General features: G+C 64.9%; 20 protein-coding genes. 16 read left to right on the plus strand and 4 right to left on the minus strand.

Translation table 11 applies throughout. The features are described 5' to 3' along the window. A complete protein-coding gene (locus HYH07_RS07485; RefSeq protein WP_220001894.1) occupies positions 1-3,516 on the minus strand; it encodes a molybdopterin cofactor-binding domain-containing protein in 3,516 nt (1,171 codons plus the stop codon). Then, positions 3,516-3,998, minus strand: a complete 483-nt coding sequence (locus HYH07_RS07490; RefSeq protein ID WP_220001895.1) for a (2Fe-2S)-binding protein — start codon at positions 3,996-3,998, stop codon at positions 3,516-3,518. The genes HYH07_RS07485 and HYH07_RS07490 overlap by 1 nt, the downstream gene beginning before the upstream one ends. 244 nt (positions 3,999-4,242) lie before the next feature. Here HYH07_RS07490 and HYH07_RS07495 point away from each other — a divergent pair, with 244 nt between their 5' ends. From HYH07_RS07495 to HYH07_RS07530, 8 genes are all read left to right on the plus strand, one after another. After that, positions 4,243-5,700, plus strand: a complete 1,458-nt coding sequence (locus HYH07_RS07495; RefSeq protein ID WP_220001896.1) for a 6-hydroxynicotinate reductase — start codon at positions 4,243-4,245, stop codon at positions 5,698-5,700. Then, on the plus strand, positions 5,697-6,593 hold the full coding sequence (locus tag HYH07_RS07500; RefSeq protein ID WP_220001897.1) for a UPF0280 family protein: 897 nt from the start codon (positions 5,697-5,699) through the stop codon (positions 6,591-6,593). The genes HYH07_RS07495 and HYH07_RS07500 overlap by 4 nt, the downstream gene beginning before the upstream one ends. Positions 6,594-6,608: 15 nt before the next feature. Further along, positions 6,609-7,193 (plus strand): amino acid synthesis family protein, encoded by a 585-nt coding sequence (locus HYH07_RS07505; RefSeq protein ID WP_220001898.1) that lies wholly within the window; start codon positions 6,609-6,611, stop codon positions 7,191-7,193. A 49-nt stretch (positions 7,194-7,242) separates the two neighbouring features. Next, a complete protein-coding gene (locus HYH07_RS07510) occupies positions 7,243-8,445 on the plus strand; it encodes an ABC transporter substrate-binding protein (protein WP_220001899.1) in 1,203 nt (400 codons plus the stop codon). A gap of 188 nt (positions 8,446-8,633) precedes the next feature. Continuing rightward, positions 8,634-10,523 (plus strand): ABC transporter permease, encoded by a 1,890-nt coding sequence (locus HYH07_RS07515; protein WP_220001900.1) that lies wholly within the window; start codon positions 8,634-8,636, stop codon positions 10,521-10,523. Further along, positions 10,520-11,311, plus strand: a complete 792-nt coding sequence (locus HYH07_RS07520; protein WP_220001901.1) for an ABC transporter ATP-binding protein — start codon at positions 10,520-10,522, stop codon at positions 11,309-11,311. The genes HYH07_RS07515 and HYH07_RS07520 overlap by 4 nt, the downstream gene beginning before the upstream one ends. Then, a complete protein-coding gene (locus tag HYH07_RS07525; protein WP_220001902.1) occupies positions 11,308-12,012 on the plus strand; it encodes an ABC transporter ATP-binding protein in 705 nt (234 codons plus the stop codon). Before HYH07_RS07520 ends, HYH07_RS07525 begins: the two co-directional genes overlap by 4 nt. Before the next feature lie 11 nt (positions 12,013-12,023). After that, positions 12,024-12,479, plus strand: coding sequence for a MarR family winged helix-turn-helix transcriptional regulator (locus HYH07_RS07530; RefSeq protein WP_220001903.1), 456 nt, complete (start codon positions 12,024-12,026; stop codon positions 12,477-12,479). Between the two features lie 281 nt (positions 12,480-12,760). On the opposite strand, the gene HYH07_RS07535 is transcribed toward HYH07_RS07530, so the two are convergent. Next, positions 12,761-13,957, minus strand: coding sequence for an amidohydrolase family protein (locus tag HYH07_RS07535; protein ID WP_220001904.1), 1,197 nt, complete (start codon positions 13,955-13,957; stop codon positions 12,761-12,763). Between the two features lie 160 nt (positions 13,958-14,117). Here HYH07_RS07535 and HYH07_RS07540 point away from each other — a divergent pair, with 160 nt between their 5' ends. From HYH07_RS07540 to HYH07_RS07575, 8 genes are all read left to right on the plus strand, one after another. Next, positions 14,118-14,891, plus strand: coding sequence for a ferredoxin--NADP reductase (locus HYH07_RS07540; RefSeq protein ID WP_220001905.1), 774 nt, complete (start codon positions 14,118-14,120; stop codon positions 14,889-14,891). Between the two features lie 106 nt (positions 14,892-14,997). Beyond that, positions 14,998-15,324: a hypothetical protein gene (locus tag HYH07_RS07545; protein ID WP_220001906.1), complete on the plus strand. Its 327-nt coding sequence runs from the start codon at positions 14,998-15,000 to the stop codon at positions 15,322-15,324. Positions 15,325-15,398: 74 nt separating this feature from the next. Further along, the gene (locus HYH07_RS07550; protein ID WP_220001907.1) at positions 15,399-16,670 is read left to right on the plus strand and encodes a cytochrome P450; all 1,272 of its coding nucleotides are present in this window, start codon (positions 15,399-15,401) and stop codon (positions 16,668-16,670) included. Between the two features lie 147 nt (positions 16,671-16,817). Continuing rightward, the gene (locus HYH07_RS07555; RefSeq protein ID WP_025035631.1) at positions 16,818-17,003 is read left to right on the plus strand and encodes a hypothetical protein; all 186 of its coding nucleotides are present in this window, start codon (positions 16,818-16,820) and stop codon (positions 17,001-17,003) included. Between the two features lie 10 nt (positions 17,004-17,013). Continuing rightward, positions 17,014-17,214, plus strand: coding sequence for a hypothetical protein (locus HYH07_RS07560; protein ID WP_220001908.1), 201 nt, complete (start codon positions 17,014-17,016; stop codon positions 17,212-17,214). 1 nt (position 17,215) lies between these two features. After that, positions 17,216-17,443, plus strand: a complete 228-nt coding sequence (locus HYH07_RS07565; protein WP_220001909.1) for a hypothetical protein — start codon at positions 17,216-17,218, stop codon at positions 17,441-17,443. A 16-nt stretch (positions 17,444-17,459) separates the two neighbouring features. Then, positions 17,460-17,723, plus strand: coding sequence for a hypothetical protein (locus HYH07_RS07570; protein WP_220001910.1), 264 nt, complete (start codon positions 17,460-17,462; stop codon positions 17,721-17,723). Positions 17,724-17,756: 33 nt separating this feature from the next. Next, complete coding sequence (locus HYH07_RS07575; protein ID WP_220001911.1) at positions 17,757-17,999, plus strand: hypothetical protein; 243 nt, start codon at positions 17,757-17,759, stop codon at positions 17,997-17,999. Positions 18,000-18,034: 35 nt separating this feature from the next. Here the strand turns inward: HYH07_RS07575 and HYH07_RS07580 are convergent, their stop codons facing one another. Then, positions 18,035-19,288: a DUF763 domain-containing protein gene (locus tag HYH07_RS07580; protein WP_220001912.1), complete on the minus strand. Its 1,254-nt coding sequence runs from the start codon at positions 19,286-19,288 to the stop codon at positions 18,035-18,037. Positions 19,289-19,363: the final 75 nt, after the last annotated feature.

Here is a 19,363-nt window from a genome sequence, read left to right on the forward strand (position 1 = left end):
TTAGTGCGTCGTTGACGATCTCACGCGCGCGATCGTCTCGCGCAAGCCGGTCCAGGCCGGCTTGTCCGGCGCAAACTGACCGCGCAGGAAGGTGACGAGCTCCCCGACCTGCGCATCGCTCATGCTATTCCCAAACGCGGGCATGTAGCCGAGATCGCTCGAGGCGGGTTCAGTGATGCCGTGCAGGATCACCTGGACCAGATTGTCCGCCGTCGCGCTGTGCAGATTGCTGTTGAGCGCGAGCGAAGGCCGGCTGCCGAACAGCGGCAGGCCACCGACCTCGTGACAGACGGCGCAGGCGCCTTGATAGAGCCGCGCGCCGCTCGATGATGTCACGGTGACCCGGGTTGCGCTCTCGAGCTTCGTCGCGAGTGCGGGCGCATCGGCGACGGTATCGTTGAACGAGCCGAGATAGACCGCCATCGCGCGGATGTCCTGATCGGGCAGGGCTTTGAGATCCCTCACGATCGGTGCCATCGGGCCGGCCGCGACGCCGTGATAGCGCGAATGGCCGGTGCGCAAATAGGTGAACAGCTCGTCCTCGCTCCACGGGATCGGCGCGTGCGAGAGCGAGGTCAATGGCGGCGCCTCCCAGCCTTCCGCAAAGCCGCCGGCGAGATAGGCCTGGTGTTGCTCGGCGCCGAGCGCATTGCGCGGCGAATGGCAGGCGCTGCAATGACCGAGGCTCTCGACCAGATAGGCGCCGCGATTCCATTGCTCGGACCTGGCGGGTTCGGGCTTGAACCCGCGCGCCTGATGGAACAGGGCATTCCAGCCCGCGAGCAGCGGGCGGATGTTGAACGGAAAGGCGAGCGCGTTCGCGGGCGCTGTCGCGCGCACCGCGGGCTGCGCCATCAGGTAGGCGTAGAGCGCCTGCATGTCGGCGTCGCTGGTTTTCGAAAAATGCGTGTAGGGAAAGGCGGGATAAAGCTGCCGGCCGTCGCGATGCAAGCCGTCGCGCATCGCGCGCTCGAAGGCGGGATAGGACCAGGCGCCGATGCCGCTCTCGACGTCGGGCGTGATGTTGGTCGAATGGATCGTGCCGAATGGCGTCTCCAGTGCGCGGCCGCCGGCGTTGAGCACGCCGCCGAGGCTCGTATGGCATTCCGCGCAATTGCCGAGTGCGGCCAGCTGCTCGCCGCGTGCGACCGTTGCCGCGGAATAGACCGATGCGTCGGGACGTGCGATCGGCGCGATGGCACGCCCGGGCAGCAGCGCGGCGCCGATGCCGATCGCGGCGGTGCAGACGGCCGCGATCGTCGCGAAGACGCCGGCGCGTCTTGCGAAGGGATTCTCCCAGATGCGGGACGATTTTGGCGTCGCCGGCGCGGGCAGCGCTTGTGGCTCCCGCGACGTTTCACCGTACAGGCCCTTCAGGATGCGTTCGGGCGTGAATGGAGGCTCGCGAAAGCGCACGCCGGTGGCATCGAAGATCGCATTCGCGATCGCGGCCGCACTCGGGACTGACGCGGACTCGCCGACGCCGAGCGGTGGCTGGTCCTGTCGCGGCAGCATCAGGACGTCGATCTTCGGCACGTCGGGGAAGGGGATGATCGGATAAGCACCCCATTCGCGCGCCGCCACCGCGCCCCGCTCGAACGAAACTTCTTCCATCAGCGCGCGGCTGGTGGACTGGATGACGTTGCCATGGATCTGGTGGCGCACGCCGTCCGGATTGATCATCAGGCCGGAGTCCTGCCCCGCGACGACGCGGGTGACGCTGACGTCGCCGGTGGTTTTGTTCACGGCAACGTCCGCAACCCAGGCCGACCACGCGGCGCCATAGCCGGGGAATTTGCTGTGAACGTAGAGTGCGTAGGCAAAACCGCGCCCGTGCACGATCTCGCCGTCCTTCTCCTCGCGCACCGGACGTGGCGTCCAGCCGGCGCGTTCGGCCACCGCGTTGACAAGATCGGTGGCGCGCTGGTCTTTCAGATAACGCAGGCGGTATTCGATCGGGTCGACGCCGGCTTCGGTCGCGGCCTCGTCGATGTAGGATTCATGCGCAAAGGTGTTCGGCAGCGCCGAGACGCCGCGAAACCAGGACGCGCGCACGATCGGCGCCATGTCATGGGCGACGACGCGCATGTGGTCGTAGTCGTAAGGCGGGATCGCGGTGCGGTCGCCCATTTGCAGGACCGCGGGCTCGGGCGAGATGCGCCCCGTGAGCAGCAGCGCCAGCGTCGGCGCCGCGTTCGAGGGATAGCGCGTGGCGAGGTCGTAGCCGGCGATGCCGCCATCAGCATCGAGCCCGCCATTGACGTCGATCAGCTGCGCGGTGCCCTTGGGCTCCCAGGCGTGCTCCTGCTCGCGCGTCAGCTGCACGCGCACGGGCCGACCGACCGCGCGCGACAGCAGCAGCGCATCCGCGGTGACGTCATCGGCGCAGTTGCGGCCATAGCAACCGGCGGCCTCCAGGCGGATGACCTCGACCTCGCTCTCGGGACGCTCGACAAGCAGTGCGAGATCGGCGCGCAGCACATGCGGATTCTGCGTGCCGGACCAGACCCGGATGTTGCCGTCCTGGAAGTCCGCGACCGCGCAGGACGGGCCGATCGAGGCGTGCATCTGGTACGGCCACACATAAGTACGCCGCATCGGCTTGGCCGCGCCCGAGATCGCCGCATCGACGTCGCCCTTGTCGATCAGCGTGCGGGGCGTCGACGGCTGGGCGCGCAGCGCGGTCTCGACATCCGCGAGATCGGTCAACGCCGGCGTCGGCTTCCAGCTCACCTTAAGCTGCTCGGCGGCGCGAATCGCATTCTCCTCGCGCTCGGCGACGACACCGACGAAATCGCCGATGTGGACGACGGCTACGATGCCGGGAATGGCGCGCACGGAAGCTTCATCGACGGCGATCAGGCTGGTGCCGACGAACGGGCCGGCATCGACGCCGGAGTAGGGTGGGCGCACCACGCGGCCATGCAGCATGCCGGGCAGGCGGATATCGTGCACGAAGGTCAATTCGCCCGTGGCCTTGGCGGGAAGATCGACGCGCGGCATCGACTGGCCGACGATGGCGTAGTCGCTGGCGGCCTTGACGGCAACGTCATCGGCCAGTTCGAGACGAATGGTTACGCCACCAATCAGCTCGCCATAGCTGACGCTGTGGTTATGACCGCGCACCAGGCCGTCTTCGATCTTGAGCTCAGTCTCCGGCAGTTCCAGCCGCTCGGCCGCGCGCGCCATCAAGAACTGTCGCGCTTGCGCTGCGGCCTTGCGGAGCGGAACGGCCGTGATCTGGATGGTTTCGCTGGCGATCGTGGCGCCCTGGTTCGGCACGACCGCCGTGTCGCCGAGCACAACGATGACTCGCGCAAAGGAGACGTCTAGCTCTTCGGCGACGATCTGGCCGAGCGCGGTGCGGATTCCTGTGCCGAGATCGACGTGGCCGTTATAGGCCGTGACTGAACCGTCCGCGGCGATGCGGATGAAGGTTTCCGATGTGACCTCGTCCACCGTGCGGACGACGATGAGCGAGCCTCGCGCAGCTGCATTCGAAGCAAGAGAGGCCATCAATCAACGGCCTCGGCGAGCTGGCTCGAGGCGCGCATCACGGCGCGCAGGATTTCGACATGCGTGCCGCAGCGGCAGAGATTGTAGCGCAACGCCGCGAGCGCTTCCTGCTCGGTCGGCTGCGGGTTGATCGCGAGCAGCGCCTTGGTGGTCATGATCATGCCGTTGAGGCAGTAGCCGCATTGCGCGGCCTGCTCGTCGATGAAGGCCTGCTGCACCACGTCAGGCTTGTTGCTTGTGCCGAGGCCTTCGAGCGTCACGATGTCGCGCCCGGCGCAACCGCTGACCGGAATGACGCAGGAGCGGGCGGCCGCGCCGTCGATCAGGACAGTGCAGGTGCCGCATTCACCCAGGCCGCAACCATATTTCGGCCCATTGAGTCCGAGATCGTTGCGCAGCACGTAGAGCAGCGGCGTCCGGCGCTCCGCCGTGACGTCGTGGATCCTGCCGTTCACGGTGAGGCGGATCGGTGGCTGCGTCATCCTCGTTCCCAAACCCTGCGGTCGTGAAATTTCTCTGTCGCGACGATACCGTTTGTACACAAACGTGCAAGCCGTCATGCCGCAATGCAGCGTGGCTGCCCGCTTTGTGGACAAGGCCGGGAGGCAAATGAGGTTTTATTCGGCAGGCGCGCCTTTTCGCGCGCGGCGCCGCTTGACAGCTATCGGGACCGCGCGCAACATCGTTCGTATACGAATGATAACCGCACGCTCTGCTGGCTTTGACATGGTGATGGAAACGACGAGCGCGGCCACCGACAAGATCCGCTGCGATGCCTGTCCGGTGATGTGCTACATCAAGCCGGGCGCGGCGGGCGCTTGCGACCGCTATGCCAATCACGATGGCAAGCTCGTCCGCGTCGATCCGCACGTCATTCTGGAACGTACCGTGTCGCAGGGCGGCAAGCTGGTGCCGTTCAGCCGCAGCGAAGACTGGGACGGCAAGCTCGTTCACGAGCCCTCGACCTTCGTGACCGCGATTGGCGCGGGGACGACCTATCCCGACTACAAGCCGGCGCCTTTCATCGTCTCCTCCGAGGTCGACGGCGTCGACATGGTGACTGTCGTCACCGAGGGCATCTTCTCCTATTGCGGCGTCAAGGTGAAGATCGACACCGACCGCTATCTCGGGCCGGAGACCGCGACCGTGCGCGCGCAGGGCGAGGCGGTCGGCCACGTCACCACCAGCGAATACGGCTCGCAGATGCTGTCGCTCGGCGGCGTGCACCATCTGACTGGCGGCTCCAAGAAAGAGGGGCGCGTCACCTGCGACACGCTGATGGACCTTGCCAATTGCAAGGCGGTGGAGCTGACCATCGACGGCGGCGCCAGCATTGTGGTGCAGGCCGGCCAGCCGCCGATCGTCAACGGCGTGAAGGAAGAGCGCATGCGCGTCGGCTGCGGCTCGGCGACGATCGGCATGTTCGCCAAGCAATGGCACGGCAAGGTGGATGAGGTCGTCGTGGTGGACGACCACATCACCGGCGTGCTCTCCGAGCATCAGGCGGGAAAGCTGCTCGACATCGCCGACACCGGCATCAAGATGAAGGGCCGGCGCTCGACGCCCGGCCGCTATTTCCAGGTCGCCGATCCCGGCACCGGGTGGGGTGGAACCAATATCTCCGATCCGCTCGCGATTCTCGGGCCATTCGATCCCAAGGAGGCCAGGCCTGGCCTCTCAATGCTGATGGTGTCCACGACAGGCGAGCATTCGTCCTACTACGTGCTCGACGAAGCCTTGAAGCCGGTCGAGACCGAGATGCCGGCCGATTTGAAATTCACGGTCGAGCGCATCCAGGAAAATTGTGAGCCGGCGCTGTGCACGGTGCTGTTCATGGCCGGTGCGGGCGGTTCGCTGCGCGCCGGCGTCACCGACAATCCGGTGCGGCTGACGCGCTCGGTGAAGGACGCGCTGACGCGCGTCACCAGCGGCGGTGCGGCGGTTTATGTCTGGCCGGGCGGCGGCATCACCTACATGGTCGACGTGACGCAGATGCCCGCGGGCGCGTTCGGTTATGTGCCGACGCCGGCACTGGTCGCGCCGATCGAATTCACGATGAAGCTGTCCGACTACGCCGCGCTCGGCGGGCACATGGATTATGTCAAGCCGCTGTCCGAGGTGAAAGGCGGCGACGATGTCCGTCAGCTGCCCTGGCAGCATCCGATCCCGGGACGACGGGCATGACACGGCTCCCGCAAATCGCATTGCTGTCTGATGGCCGGCGGCTGCATTTGCAGGATGGACCGATTGACCTGATCGTCGAGGCGAGGGGCCCGGCGCATCAGGTGCGCGCGGCCTATGAGGCTGCATCGCGGCGGTTCACCGGGCTGCTCGATGAGCTCTGTACGGAACTGCCGGAGCTGCGCAAGGCCGCCGAGGCGCGAACTTCGCTGAAAGGCGTAGTCGCGTGCCGGATGCATGCAGCTGTCGCGCCCTACGCCGCCGATTGTTTCATCACGCCCATGGCAGCAGTGGCCGGCAGCGTGGCCGAGGAGATTCTCGGCGCGATGCTTGGCGCCGCCTCGCTCGACCGTGTCTATGTCAACAACGGCGGTGACATCGCCCTGCATCTCGCCCGGGGCGAGCATTTTTCGGTCGGCCTGATGGATCGGCCCGACCGCGATGGCGTGATGCGCGCCATGAGGATCGATGCGGACGATCCCGTGCGCGGCATCGCCACCAGCGGCCGCCATGGCCGCAGCTTTTCGCTCGGCATTGCCGATGCGGTGACGGTGCTGGCGGCGACCGCCTCGCAGGCCGACGCGGCGGCGACCGTGATCGCCAATGCCGTCGATCTGCCCGGCCATCCCGCCATCGTCAGGCAGCCCGCCAACGAGCTTCAGCCCGACAGCGATCTCGGCGAACGTCTCGTCACCCGCGACGTCGGGGAATTGTCGCAAGAAGAGATCGCCACCGCGCTGGAATCTGGCGCGGAATGTGCACGGCAATTGTTCGATCGCGGATTGATCGAGGGGGCCGTGCTCAGGCTTTGTGGTGATATGCTTGTCATCGGAACCAGGACCATAGAAGAGCAACGGTCGCGCCCGCTGATGCTGGAGAATGCGGTCGATGCCTGAACAGGGACGTGAAGCATGAGCGCGATCATCCGCAAGATCGTCACCGTCGTCGAAGAGACGCAGATGGAGATGGGCCGCCAGGTCTCGCCGCCGACACGGCGCGCGGCGGCGATCGCCGTGATCGAGAATCCCTTTGCCGGAAGATACGTCGAGGATCTCTCGCCACTGATCGCGATCGGCGAGGAGCTTGGTGATTTGCTGGCGAAGCGCGCGGTGGCGGCGCTCGGCATCGATGGCGCCCAGGCGCACAGCTACGGCAAGGCCGCCGCTGTCGGCGAGAATGGCGAGCTCGAACATGCCGCCGCGATCCTTCATCCCAAGATGGGCGCGCCGGTGCGGAAAGTTCTGGGCAAGGGCGCGGCGCTGATTCCATCCTCCAAGAAGCGCAGCGGCCCCGGCACCACGCTCGACATTCCGCTCGGGCATAAGGACGCCGCCTTCGTGCGCAGTCATTTCGACGGCATGGAAGTGCAGATCAACGACGCGCCGCGCGCCAACGAGATCATGGTGGCCGTCGCCGTCACCGACAGCGGCCGTCCTTTGCCGCGCGTCGGCGGGCTGACGGTGGCCGAGATCAAGGGTGAAGACGGTTTGAAATAGAAGATGGTCTGAAACAGAAGATTTCGCGAGTTAAAAACTGGAGGTTGGGATGCGAGCAAGAAATTACGTCGTCGGCGCGGCCTTTGCGCTTCTGGCTGCCGGCATGGGCCATTCGGCGCTGGCGGAGGACATCAAGATCGGCGAGATCAACAGCTACTCGCTGCTGCCTGCATTCACCGAACCCTACCGCAAGGGCTGGCAGCTCGCGGTCGAAGAGATCAACGCATCTGGCGGCATCAACGGCAAGAAGCTTGTGGTCGTCTCCAAGGACGACGGCGGCAAGCCGGCCGATGCGCAGACCGCGGCCAACGAGCTCGTCTCCAGCGAAGGCGTTGCGATGCTGACGGGGACGTTCCTGTCGAATATCGGCCTGGCGGTCTCCGACTTCGCCAACCAGAAGAAGGTGTTCTTCCTCGCGGCCGAGCCGCTGACGGACGCCGTGACCTGGGCGAAGGGCAACAAGTACACCTTCCGCCTGCGTCCCTCCAACTACATGCAGGCCGCCATGCTGGTGGAAGCCGCCAGCAAGTTGCCGGCAAAACGCTGGGCGACGATTGCGCCGAACTATGAATACGGCCAGTCGGCCGTTGCCGTGTTCAAGAAGCTGATGTCGGAGAAGCGTCCTGACATCCAATGGGTCGACGAGCAGTGGCCGCCGCAGGGCAAGATCGATGCGGGCCCGGTTGTGCAGGCTGTGGCGCAGGCCAATCCGGAAGCCATCCTCAACGTCACCTTCGGTCCTGACCTCGTCAAGCTCGTGCGTGAAGGTAACACCCGCGGCCTGTTCAAGGGGCGCGAGGTCGTGTCCTTCCTGACCGGCGAGCCCGAATATCTCGATCCGCTCAAGGACGAGACGCCCGAGGGCTGGATCGTCACCGGCTATCCCTGGTACTCGATCAAGACGCCCGAGCATGATGCGTTCCTGAAGGCGTATCAGGCCAAGTACAACGACTATCCGCGCCTCGGCTCGATCGTCGGCTACCAGACGATCAAGGCGGCGGCGGCGATCCTGGCCAAGGCCGGTTCGACCGATACCGACAAGATGATCGCGGCGGCCGAAGGCATCTCGATGCCGTCGCCGTTCGGCGAGATCACCTTCCGCAAGATCGACCACCAGTCGACGTTAGGGGCCTTCGTCGGCAAGACCGCGCAGAAGGACGGCAAGGGCGTGATGGTGGACGCTGCTTACAAGAAGGGCGCGGACTATCTGCCTGGTGATGCCGAAGTTGAGAAGCTGCGCCCGAAGGATTGAGAGGCCGTTCGGAATTCCGCTACCGTAGGGTGGGTTACGCCGCAGGCGTAACCCACCATCTTCGGCGCAACACGACAAAAGGTGGTGGGTTACGCCGAGCAGATGCGCTCTGCGCATCTGCAGGGCTAACCCACCCTACAAGGCCCGCGCTCGTCGCGGGATCGCACTAAATCCAACCCGGACCGCCGATGGCCTTTTACGTCGTACAGTTTCTGACCGGACTCGCCAGCGCAGCGTCGCTGTTCCTGGTGGCCTCGGGCCTGTCGATCATCTTTGGCGTGACGCGGATCGTGAATTTCGCGCATGGCGCTTTCTACATGATCGGCGCCTATATCGCCTTCACGCTGACCGAGCGCTTCTCCGGAGCGTTCGGCTTCTGGGGCGGGGTGGTCGCGGCGGCGTTGGCGGTGGCGCTGATCGGCGTCCTCGTCGAGATGGTGCTGCTCCGTCGCATCTATCACGCCCCCGAACTATTCCAATTGCTCGGCACCTTCGGCCTCACGCTCATGGTCGAGGATCTCGTCGTGCTGATCTGGGGGCCCGACGACCTCGTCGGCCGCCGCGCGCCGGGCTTCAAGGGCGCGGTCGATTTCTTCGGCCAGAACATCCCGAGCTACGATCTGTTCCTGATCGTGCTCGGGCCCGTCGTGCTCGGCATTCTCTGGCTGCTGTTCCAGCGCACGCGCTGGGGCGTCCTGGTGCGCGCGGCGACGCAGGATCGCGACATGGTCGCCGCGCTCGGCGTCAATCAGAAATGGCTGTTCACGTCGGTGTTCGCGGTCGGTGTCTTCCTTGCCGCGCTTGGCGGCGCGCTCCAGATCCCGCGCGATGCCGTGCATCACGCTATGGATCTGCGCATCATCGTCGAGGTCTTTGTCGTGGTCGTGATCGGCGGCCTTGGCAGCATCGTCGGCGCCTTCGTTGCGGCGGTGCTGGTCTCCGAGTTGAACGCGTTCGGCATCCTGATCTTTCCAAAAATTTCCATCATCCTGGTCTTCCTGGTGATGGCCGTGGTGCTGATCGTCCGGCCCTGGGGCCTGTTCGGCAAGCCGGAGGCGGCCGCGCGCAGGACGCCGGGCCTCACGGTCAATCCGTGGCGGCCACTGACGTCGAACGAGCGGCTGGCGTCGCTGGCGGCGCTCGTCGTCGCGGCGCTGCTGCCGCTGTTCGCCGGCAATTACGCGCTGACCGTCGGCTCCGAAATCGCGATCTTCGTGATCTTCGCCGTCTCCCTGCATTTCCTGATGTCGGTCGGCGGGCTCGCCTCGTTCGGCCACGCCGCCTATTTCGGCCTCGGCGCCTATGGCGTCGCGTTCCTCGCCAAGCTGGCGGGACTGCCGATGATTGTCTGCCTGCTGCTCGGCCCGCTGCTCGGCTGCATGGGGGCCGCCGTGTTCGGCTTCTTCGCGGTGCAGCTCTCCGGCGTCTACTTTGCGATGCTGACGCTGGCCTTTGCGCAGATCGTGTGGTCGATCGCGTTCCAGTGGGTCAGCGTCACAGGTGGCGACAACGGCATATTGGGCGTCTGGCCCGCGAGCTGGGCCGCGAGCCCGTCGCATTTCTACTGGCTGGCGCTCGGCGTTGCGGCGCTCGTCACCATTGCGCTCAGGATCGCGGTGTTCTCGCCTTTCGGCTACGCGCTGCGCGCCACGCGTGACTCGGTGCTGCGCAGCGAGGCCGTCGGCATCGATGCCAAGCGCATCCAGTGGACGGCGTTCGTGATCGCGGGCACCACCGCCGGCATCGGCGGCGCGCTGTTCGCCTATCTGAAGGGCAGCGTGTTTCCTGACAATCTCGGCATCTCGCTCTCGGTCGATGCGCTGGTCATGGTGCTGCTCGGCGGCGTCGAAACGGTGTCCGGCGGGGTGATCGGCGCCATCGTGTACAAGGCGCTGAACATCTGGCTGGTGAGCCAGACCGATCTGTCCAAGCTCGTGCTCGGCGGCTTCATCGTGCTGATCGTCGTTGTCTTCCCCAAGGGCATCGTCGGCATGCTCGAGGTGCTGGCGCAGCGCCGCAGGAAGTCATCGCCGCCGGGATCCTCTTTGCTCGCCAAGCCGATCGAGTCTGCCGAATGAGCCTCGCACCCCCACTTCTCGCGGTCGAAGGCCTGACCAAATCCTATGGCGGCATCCACGCCGTGCGCGGCGTCTCGTTCTCGCTGCGATCAGGCGAAATCCTGGCGCTGATCGGCCCGAACGGCGCGGGCAAGAGCACCTGCTTCGACATGCTCAACGGCCAGAACAAGCCTGATAGCGGCCAAGTGCGCCTGCTTGGCGAGGAGACCACGGGCAAGAAGCCGCGCGAGATCTGGCGCATGGGCGTGGGGCGCACCTTCCAGATCACGGCGACCTTCGCGACCATGACGGTACGCGAGAACGTGCAGGTCGCGCTGATCTCGCATGGCAGGCAGCTCTTCAATCTCTGGGGTTCGGCGCCTGACGTCGACCGCACCGAGGCCGGCCGGCTGCTCGAGCTGGTCGGCATGAGCGGCTATGCGGACCGGCCGTGCGGCGAGCTCGCCTATGGCGACCTCAAGCGCCTCGAGCTTGCGGTGGCGCTCGCCAACGATCCGAAGCTCTTGCTGATGGACGAGCCGACCGCCGGCATGGCGCCGCGCGAGCGCGTCGAGCTGATGCGGCTCACGGCGCAGATCGCGAAGGAGAAGTCGATCGGCGTGCTCTTTACCGAGCACGACATGGACGTGGTGTTCGAGCATGCCGACCGCATCATCGTGCTCAATCGCGGCACGCTGATCGCCGAGGGCTCGCCGGCCGAGGTGCGCGGCAACCCGCAGGTGCAGGCGATCTATCTCGGCGAGGGGCTGCTGTACGAGGGCGGGCATCGCGAGGGGGCCTCGGCATGAAGCTTACGGTGCAAGACCTCAACAGCCATTACGGCCCCGCCCATATCCTGTTCGACATCGGTTTCGAGGTCGGTGAGGGCGAAGTCGTGGCACTGCTCGGTCGCAACGGCGCCGGCAAGTCGACCACGTTCCGCTCGATCGTCGGCCTCGTCGCGCAGCGCACCGGCCGCATCATGTTCGAGGGCAAGGACGTCTCTGCCAAGCCGACGCATGAGATCGTGCGCGAGGGGCTCGGCTATGTGCCGGAGGAGCGGCGCATCTTCACCGATTTGACGGTGGAGGAGAATCTCGAAGTCGGCCGCCAGCCGAAACGGCCGAATGCGCCGCACTGGGATCGGGAAAAGCTGTTCGCGCTGTTTCCGAATCTGGGCGAAATGAAGAATCGTCCCGGCGGCCGCATGAGCGGCGGTGAGCAGCAGATGCTGACCATTGCGCGCACGCTGATGGGCAATCCGTCGCTGGTGTTGCTGGATGAGCCCTCGGAAGGCCTGTCGCCGAAGATCGTGGAGCAGATGGTCGATGCCATCCTGACCATGAAGAAGGAAGGCGTCAGCATCGTCGTCTCCGAGCAGAATTTGCATTTTGCACGGCTGATTTCCGATCGCGCCTATATCATCGAGCGCGGCCGCATTTGCTTCGGCGGCACCATGGCCGAGCTTGACGCGCGTCCGGATATTCGTGACGCGCATTTGTCGTTGTGAGGCGGGGACGGATGGCGAGAAGCGTTACGGCGAAGAAGAACGTCAAACCGGCCAAACCGCCTTATGTGCTCGACGAGCAGGTCGGCTTCATCCTGCGCCAGGTCTGGCAGCGCCACAGCGCGATCTTCTCCCGCGACATCGGCATCAACCTGACGCCGACACAGTGGGCGGCGCTGTCGAAGCTTGCCGAGACCGGGCCGTGCTCGCAGAACCAGCTCGGACGGCTGACCGCGATGGACGTCGCGACCATCAAGGGTGTGATCGATCGTTTGACCGCGCGTGGGCTGACCGAGACCAGCCAGGATCCCGAAGACGGGCGGCGGCTGCTGGTGAGCCTGACGCGCGCCGGTCAGCAGCTTGCCGAGAAACTCGCGCCGAACGCGATTGCGATCACGCGCGAAACGCTGGCACCGCTCGATGCGAAAGAGCGCGAGCTCTTGATGGCGCTGCTGAACAAGCTGCGGTGACGGTCTCGTAGGGTGGGCAAAGGCGCTCTTGCGCCGTGCCCACGACCTCCACGATCGAGGAGAGAATGGTGGGCACGCTTCGCTTTGCCCACCCTACGGCACTGAACGAACTGAGAGTTAGATCTCGTAGGGCGGGTTAGCCCTGCATATGCGCAGCATCTGCTCGGCGTAACCCACCACTTCTGTCTCCGCGGGTAGCAAAGAGGTGGGTTACGCCTTGCGGTCTGCGCTTTGCGCAGTCCACAAGGCTAACCCACCCTACGGCAACCTTCTTCCCGGCTCTACTTCGCCACCACCTCCGGTACCCGCCCCGCAGGCGGCGTGTTGCGGCTGCGTTGCGTCCGCACGATGCCGTCGATGATGGTCATGCCGATGCCGGGGAGGTCGCCGAGCTGGACGCTCTCCAGGATATTCTTGCCGGGCGAGTGCTGGGCCTTGTCCATGATGACGAAGTCGGCGGCGCGGCCGACTTCGATGAGGCCGCAATCGAGCTGTCGCATCCGCGCGGTGTTGCCGGTGGCAAGGCAAAACGCGAGCTCGGCCGGCAGCTCGCCGATCGAGGACAGCATCGAGACCATGCGCAAGATGCCGAGCGGCTGCACGCCGGAGCCGGCCGGCCCGTCGGTGCCGAGGATGACGCGGTGCAGATCGCCCATCTCGCGCGCGATGCGCAGCGTGTAGAGCGCCGAGCGCTCATTGCCGTTGTGAACGATCTCGAGCCCGCGCTTGCAGCCCTCGCAGATGCAGCGGATCTGGTCGTCGGGCAGCGCGGTGTGGCCGCCATTGATGTGGCCGACCACGTCGGTATCGGCCTCCAGCACCACGTCCTTGTCGATCAGGCCGGAGCCGGGGATCGAGGGGCCCCCGGTGTGAATGGTGCTCTGGATGCCGTATTTGCGCGCCCAGCCGACCATCTTGCGCGCGGTCGGGCCGTCCTTCACACCGCCGAGCCCGACTTCGCCGAGCAGCTTGACGCCGGCGGCGGCCATTTCCTTGAAGTCTTCCTCGACCATCTCGCATTCGATCACCGGCGCACCGGCGTGAACCTTCACGCCGCCCGGACGCAGCGTCCAGAACGCGCGCTGGGCGAAGATCGCCATCGCCTTCAGCCCGACGACGTCGCGGGGGCGGCCGGGCATGTGCACTTCGCCCGCCGAGATCATGGTGGTGATGCCGCCATGGAGCGAGCTGTCGATCCAGTTGATCTGGTTCTGCCGCGGCGTCCAGTCGCCCGCGACAGGATGGACGTGGCTGTCGATCAGGCCTGGGGCGACCGTCGTGCCGTTGGCGTCGACGATGGTGGTCGCACCTTCGGTGTTGAGATCCTTGTAACGCCCGACGGCTGATATCTTGCCGTTCTCGGCGACGATGGTGTCGCCGTCCAGAATGGGCTTTTCCAGCGCGCCGGACAGGATCAGGCCGATATTGCGGATCACCAGCTTCAAGGGTCCGGTGGCCTGGGGTGCGTCATGCGCCATGGAAAGGGCTCCTCATTCCCAACTGCAACGCTTTCGATCTTGGGCAGCCTTGACCGCGGGATCAAGCGGGATTATTCATTAGTATACGAATGATCGTATACAAACGACGCATAGCTGACCGCCTCGAAAAACCGCGTTAGAAGCGAAACGGAAGGGTGAGATGAGCAATTTCAATCAGGAAAGCGTTTTGAGCGTCCACCACTGGACCGACACGCTGTTCTCCTTCAAGACCACCCGCAGCCCGACCTTCCGTTTCCGCAACGGCGAATTCACCATGATCGGGCTCAAGGTGGGCGAGAAGCCCTTGCTGCGGGCCTACAGCGTCGCCAGCGCCAATTACGAGGACACGCTCGAATTCTTCTCGATCAAGGTGCCCGATGGTCCGCTGACCTCGCGCCTCCAGCATCTGAAGCAAGGTGACGCGATCATCGTCAGCCGCAAGGCCACCGGCACGCTGGTCATCGACAATCTGGAAGCGGGCCGCAACCTCTACCTTATCGGCACTGGCACAGGTCTCGCGCCGTTCCTGAGCGTGATCAAGGATCCCCAGACCTATGAGCGGTTCGAGAAGGTCGTGCTGCTGCACGGCTGCCGTCACGTTAGGGAACTCGCCTATGGCGAGATGATCACCGAGCACCTGCCAAAGGACGAGCTGCTTGGCGAGTATATCCAGAACCAGCTGATCTATTACCCGACCGTGACCCGTGATCCCTTCCGCAACCGCGGCCGCATCACCGACCTCATTACTTCGGGCAAGCTGTTCACCGATATCGGCCTGCCGGCCATCGAGGCGGCCCATGACCGCGTCATGATCTGCGGCAGTCCGGCGCTGGTCGCCGACACCCGCGTGCTGCTGGGCGAGCGCGGCTTCGTGGAGGGCAACCATGGTGAACCCGCCCAGTTCGTGGTCGAAAAGGCGTTTGCCGAACGCTAAACGCCGCGTTTTCTCGCAATATCTCCGCATTTTCGCCTTCGGCCGGGCGTTGCCCCGCCGATTCGGCGCTTGGTACACTGGGGGAGCGAATCAGCGGAGTTCCCACATGGTTGCGGACAGCGACAGCAACATCGCCTGGCACCGGGTTCAGTTGAAGAAAAACCGCGCCGAGTTGAAGGCGCTTGAGACCGCGCGCTTCACGATGGGCGAGATCGCGTCCTCCAAGCGCAACGGCCAGACCCAGAAGACTATCGGGGAACTCAAGCGCAAGATTGCGCAATCCGAACGCGTCATCGCCGAGCATGACAAGCGCACGCGCCGTCCGCTCGGCACCGATCTGCAAAGCCTCAGCAATGGCAGCTGGAGCCATTGGGATGCCTATACGACGCAGCAGCAGCGCAAGGCGGGCCCACGCTCGCCGGGGCGGGGATAGCCCGGTTCCGGCCCTTGCGCCGGTGGCCTCGCTCACCATCTGGTTGAGGCGCCACGAACCAATTTGGTGATCCCATGGCACCGCGCCTCGATTTCACCAGCGAGGCCTTCTTTCGCGATCCGCCCAGGGCCATTGCCGCGCTGCGCGCGCAAGGCCCTGTGGTCGCCACGCATTTCCCCCTCGTCGGTGACGTCTGGATCACCACCACTCACGATGCGACGGCGCAATTGCTGAAGGACAGCACGATCTTCACGCTGCGCAAGGAAGACGGCGAAGTCGCCGGCCTGCGCTGGTGGATGCCGGGGCTGGTCAAGACCATCGCCAACAACATGCTGACGATGGACGAGCCTGATCATACCAGGCTGCGCAGCATTGTGGACGAAGCCTTTCGCCGCCGGGCCATCGTTGCGATGGAGCCGCGCATCCGCGCCATGGCGGATGGTCTGGCCGATGACCTGTTCGCGAACGGCACCCCGGCCGATCTGGTGGAGCGCTATGCGCGCATCCTGCCCCTGTCGGTGATCTCAGAGCTGCTCGGCCTCCCGATGGCCGATCGCCCGCGCTTCATCGCCTGGGCCAATGCGATGTCCTCACTGACGAACGTCGTCAGCTTCTTTCGCTTGCTGTTCGCGTTCCGCAAGATGCGGACTTACCTCCAGGAACAGTTGCAGATCGCGCGCGAGCGGGGCGGCGAGGGCCTGATTGCCGAACTGGTCCAGGTCGAACGCGAGGGCGGCGAGATCACGCCGGACGAAATGGTATCGATGGTGTTCCTGCTGCTGGCGGCAGGCTCGGAGACCACCACGCATCTGATCAGCGGCTCGGTCTACGAGCTGCTCAGAAATCCCGGGCTGCGGGACTGGATGGAACAGGACTGGAGCCGCGCCGCGCTCGCCGTCGAGGAGTTTTTGCGCTTCGTCTCCCCGGTGCAGTTTTCGAAGCCGCGCTACGTGCGCAGAGACATCGAGCTTGCGGGAGTGCCGTTGAGGAAGGGCGATCGCGTCATGGTGATGCTCGCCGCCGCGAATATGGATCCGGCGGTGCACGAGCGGCCGGAGCGCCTGGATCTGGAACGCAAGCCCAACCGGCACATGTCGTTCGGGACGGGTATCCATTTCTGCCTTGGCCATCAGCTCGCGCGTATCGAGGCAGCCTGCGCGCTCGAGGCACTGTTTGTGCGATGGCCGAAACTCGCTCTGGCTGTTGATTCCACGCAGGTGCGCTGGCGCAAGCGGCCGGGCTTGCGCGCGATCGCGAAGCTTCCCGTCACGTCAGAGGCCCGCGGAACAGAGACGACCGCACGCATCGGAACGAGAGATGATCGTTCCCTCGCCGCGGCGAACTGACGTCGCCGACGCCCTTTCGGAAAATCTTTGCCTGTTGTGATCGGCCAGGAACGGTGCGCCGTTCGTGCTGTTGTCATCGTGACATGATGCAGAGGGGAGTTCCTTGGGCTCATGTCGCAGATCTACGTCTTAACGGGAGACAAGATCATGGCCAGCAAGATGCCACCTGTTCCACCGGACAATCAGAGCCGCAAGGGAACTGGCGATCGCAAGCAAATGCCCGCCGATCAGATGCCGCACGGTCAGCAGCGTGCAGAGAATCCGGATCAGCAGGGACAGCAGGGCAACATCAAGCAGAACACGACCAACCAAGGCTATCAGCAAGATCGCTGAGGAGACGACATTGTCGACATCCACAAAGACACCGAACAGCATTCGTCAGGGCGGACCCGGAGCCTCGCACGAGAACGCGAAGGCGCCGCATCAGGTGAAGAAGCCGCCGGCGGACGACCCGCAGCGCAGCCACAGCCGGGTGTCCGGCGGCGGTGGTGAACACGATGCCCATCACAGGCACGACGAGGCCGGAAAAGGCAAAGGCAGGTGACATGACCAACAAGCAACCGAAACTGTACGCGCCGACCGAGAAGGATCTGCAGGAAAATCCCCTGATCGGCGGATCGAAGGGTGCAAACATGGCGGGCGTTTCGCCTGATGACCTCGAGGACGTTCTGGGCGAGAACACGATCGAAGGCGACGTCGAGAACGACGTGAACATCGGTGGCGGTATCGACAAGGATGTCGCGCGAAGCGGCTCGCCCCGAAGAGGCCGGTAAGATTGGAGGCCCACAAATGCAGGGCAAGAAGACTCACGAACAGCAGGTGCGAATTCTCGAGCGGAAGCCGGATGTTCCGGATGCGCGAGAGCTGGAGCAGGCTATCGGTCATAACCCGCAAGACACGCGCGTCCATCGTGTCAACCCGGAGGCTCGTCACAGCGAATTTCCGGTGAGCCGCGGTGGCCTCAACCAGGAGAGCGATCACAACAAGCACAACGATCCCGGCCAGAGCGGCCACAAGGCGCCGAAACCGACGCCGGCGCAACAGAAGCACTGAGCTTTCGCAAGATCACTGCAAGAGGAGAGACTGATGCCAGCTGGGCACGGCAGCAAGACGCATTTCAGATCGGGCATGCATGGCAAGGGCGACGGCACCGGCGCATTGACCGACGTGCCGAAAGAGATGATCGGCGACAACATGGTTCTGTCCAACAGGGACAAGAAACAGCATTCCGATATTCGCGGCATGGACGGCAAGGCCATCCAGACCGAACAGTATCAGGATCACGCGGCCAACCGGCTCGAACAGGAGCCAGACGCCGACGAGACCTGACAAGGCGGTCCTCCCGCTGACTTGCGGACCGGGGATTACCCGGTCCGCTTTTTTGTCGCGGCAACCAGATCGTGCTCCCAGCCAAACACGGAACGGCCACCGAGATCGGGCGAAGCCTCTCGCTCACCGGCGATATACGCTTCGACCGATGGCCCGCTTGCGGTGCGCTCAAGCCGCCGGGCCTGGTCGTCGAGGCGCTTGATCGCCTGCATCTCTTCCTCGCGTCCGAGTTTCGCGCTTTGGATCGCGCCCTTCAACACGCGGATGGTCTCGTCATAGACCTTGATCGGAACCGGGTAGGGATGCCGGTCCTTGCCGCCATGGGCGAGCGAGAAGCGCGCAGGATCTTTGAACCGATAGGGTGCGCCATGCACGACCTCGGCGACCATCGCCAGCGATCGCACGGTGCGCGCACCGACGCCCGGCGTCAGCAACAGTTCAGGGAAATCGACCGGTCCGCGCTCGGCTGCGGCCGCGAGCGTGCCATGCAGTCGGCGTGCGAACACGTCTTTCGGCCTGACGTCATGATGCGCGGGCATGATCAGATGCGGCAGCATGGCCTGCGCCGGCTCGGGCGTCGTGCCCGAAAGCTGTTCGAATTCGGTAAGAATGCGATCGGGGCCGAGCTCGTTGAGCATCTCGAGCTGCGCGCTGCGCGAGAGGTCGGCGCGGTGGTCGGTGAGATTGACGATCTCGCCCTGCTGCGGCCCGTCGATGGCGCTGTGGGGCGCGTCGACGAAACTCCTTAACGCTTCAGAATGCCAGTGATAGCGGCGGGCCTGGCGCTTGTCGCCGTTCATGCCCTGCTGCACCACCGTCCATTTGCCGTCGGCGGTGACGAAGAAGCCGTGCAGATAAAGGTCGAAACCGTCCTGCACGGCGGCGCTGTCGACCTTGGCCACGAGGCGGCTGGCGCGCGTGAGCTTTGCGCCGTCGAAGCCGACGCGGTCGCCGAGCTGCGACAACTCGTCCGGCGTCTTGCGCGAATGCTGGCCGCGGCCGCCGCAGACATAGATGCCGAGCTCGTCCTGGAGCGGGCCGAGCCCGCGCTTGAGCGCCCCGATCACCGACGTCGTGATGCCTGAGGAGTGCCAGTCCATCCCCATCACGGCGCCGAACGACTGGAACCAGAACGGATGCGACAGCCGCTGCATGAACGCGTCGCGGCCATAATGCAGCACGATCGCTTGCGTGACGATGGCACCCAGCGATGCCATGCGGCTCGCCAGCCACGGCGGAACTCGTCCGCTGTGCAAGGGAAGATCGGCGCTGCCGGTTCGGCGAGTCATGATTGCCTACAGATAGCGCAATTCGGCGACGGTTGCACCAGAGGGATGCTGCATTGCACTGAGCGTGGGAGCGAA

It is taken from the genome of Bradyrhizobium sp. BR 10261 (assembly GCF_019455395.1).
GTDB classification, from domain to species: domain Bacteria; phylum Pseudomonadota; class Alphaproteobacteria; order Rhizobiales; family Xanthobacteraceae; genus Bradyrhizobium; species Bradyrhizobium manausense.

Bases quoted from the DNA above. Each gene is read 5' to 3' on its own strand.
- HYH07_RS07575 (WP_220001911.1), top strand. From the start codon at position 17,757: ATGCCAGCTGGGCACGGCAGCAAGACGCATTTCAGATCGGGCATGCAT.
- HYH07_RS07565 (WP_220001909.1), top strand. From the start codon at position 17,216: ATGACCAACAAGCAACCGAAACTGTACGCGCCGACCGAGAAGGATCTG.
- HYH07_RS07550 (WP_220001907.1), top strand. From the start codon at position 15,399: ATGGCACCGCGCCTCGATTTCACCAGCGAGGCCTTCTTTCGCGATCCG.
- HYH07_RS07535 (WP_220001904.1), bottom strand. From the start codon at position 13,957: ATGGCGCATGACGCACCCCAGGCCACCGGACCCTTGAAGCTGGTGATC.
- HYH07_RS07570 (WP_220001910.1), top strand. From the start codon at position 17,460: ATGCAGGGCAAGAAGACTCACGAACAGCAGGTGCGAATTCTCGAGCGG.
- HYH07_RS07490 (WP_220001895.1), bottom strand. From the start codon at position 3,998: ATGACGCAGCCACCGATCCGCCTCACCGTGAACGGCAGGATCCACGAC.
- HYH07_RS07520 (WP_220001901.1), top strand. From the start codon at position 10,520: ATGAGCCTCGCACCCCCACTTCTCGCGGTCGAAGGCCTGACCAAATCC.
- HYH07_RS07580 (WP_220001912.1), bottom strand. From the start codon at position 19,288: ATGACTCGCCGAACCGGCAGCGCCGATCTTCCCTTGCACAGCGGACGA.
- HYH07_RS07525 (WP_220001902.1), top strand. From the start codon at position 11,308: ATGAAGCTTACGGTGCAAGACCTCAACAGCCATTACGGCCCCGCCCAT.
- HYH07_RS07515 (WP_220001900.1), top strand. From the start codon at position 8,634: ATGGCCTTTTACGTCGTACAGTTTCTGACCGGACTCGCCAGCGCAGCG.
- HYH07_RS07500 (WP_220001897.1), top strand. From the start codon at position 5,697: ATGACACGGCTCCCGCAAATCGCATTGCTGTCTGATGGCCGGCGGCTG.
- HYH07_RS07540 (WP_220001905.1), top strand. From the start codon at position 14,118: ATGAGCAATTTCAATCAGGAAAGCGTTTTGAGCGTCCACCACTGGACC.
- HYH07_RS07545 (WP_220001906.1), top strand. From the start codon at position 14,998: ATGGTTGCGGACAGCGACAGCAACATCGCCTGGCACCGGGTTCAGTTG.
- HYH07_RS07495 (WP_220001896.1), top strand. From the start codon at position 4,243: ATGGTGATGGAAACGACGAGCGCGGCCACCGACAAGATCCGCTGCGAT.
- HYH07_RS07485 (WP_220001894.1), bottom strand. From the start codon at position 3,516: ATGGCCTCTCTTGCTTCGAATGCAGCTGCGCGAGGCTCGCTCATCGTC.
- HYH07_RS07510 (WP_220001899.1), top strand. From the start codon at position 7,243: ATGCGAGCAAGAAATTACGTCGTCGGCGCGGCCTTTGCGCTTCTGGCT.
- HYH07_RS07555 (WP_025035631.1), top strand. From the start codon at position 16,818: ATGGCCAGCAAGATGCCACCTGTTCCACCGGACAATCAGAGCCGCAAG.
- HYH07_RS07530 (WP_220001903.1), top strand. From the start codon at position 12,024: ATGGCGAGAAGCGTTACGGCGAAGAAGAACGTCAAACCGGCCAAACCG.
- HYH07_RS07505 (WP_220001898.1), top strand. From the start codon at position 6,609: ATGAGCGCGATCATCCGCAAGATCGTCACCGTCGTCGAAGAGACGCAG.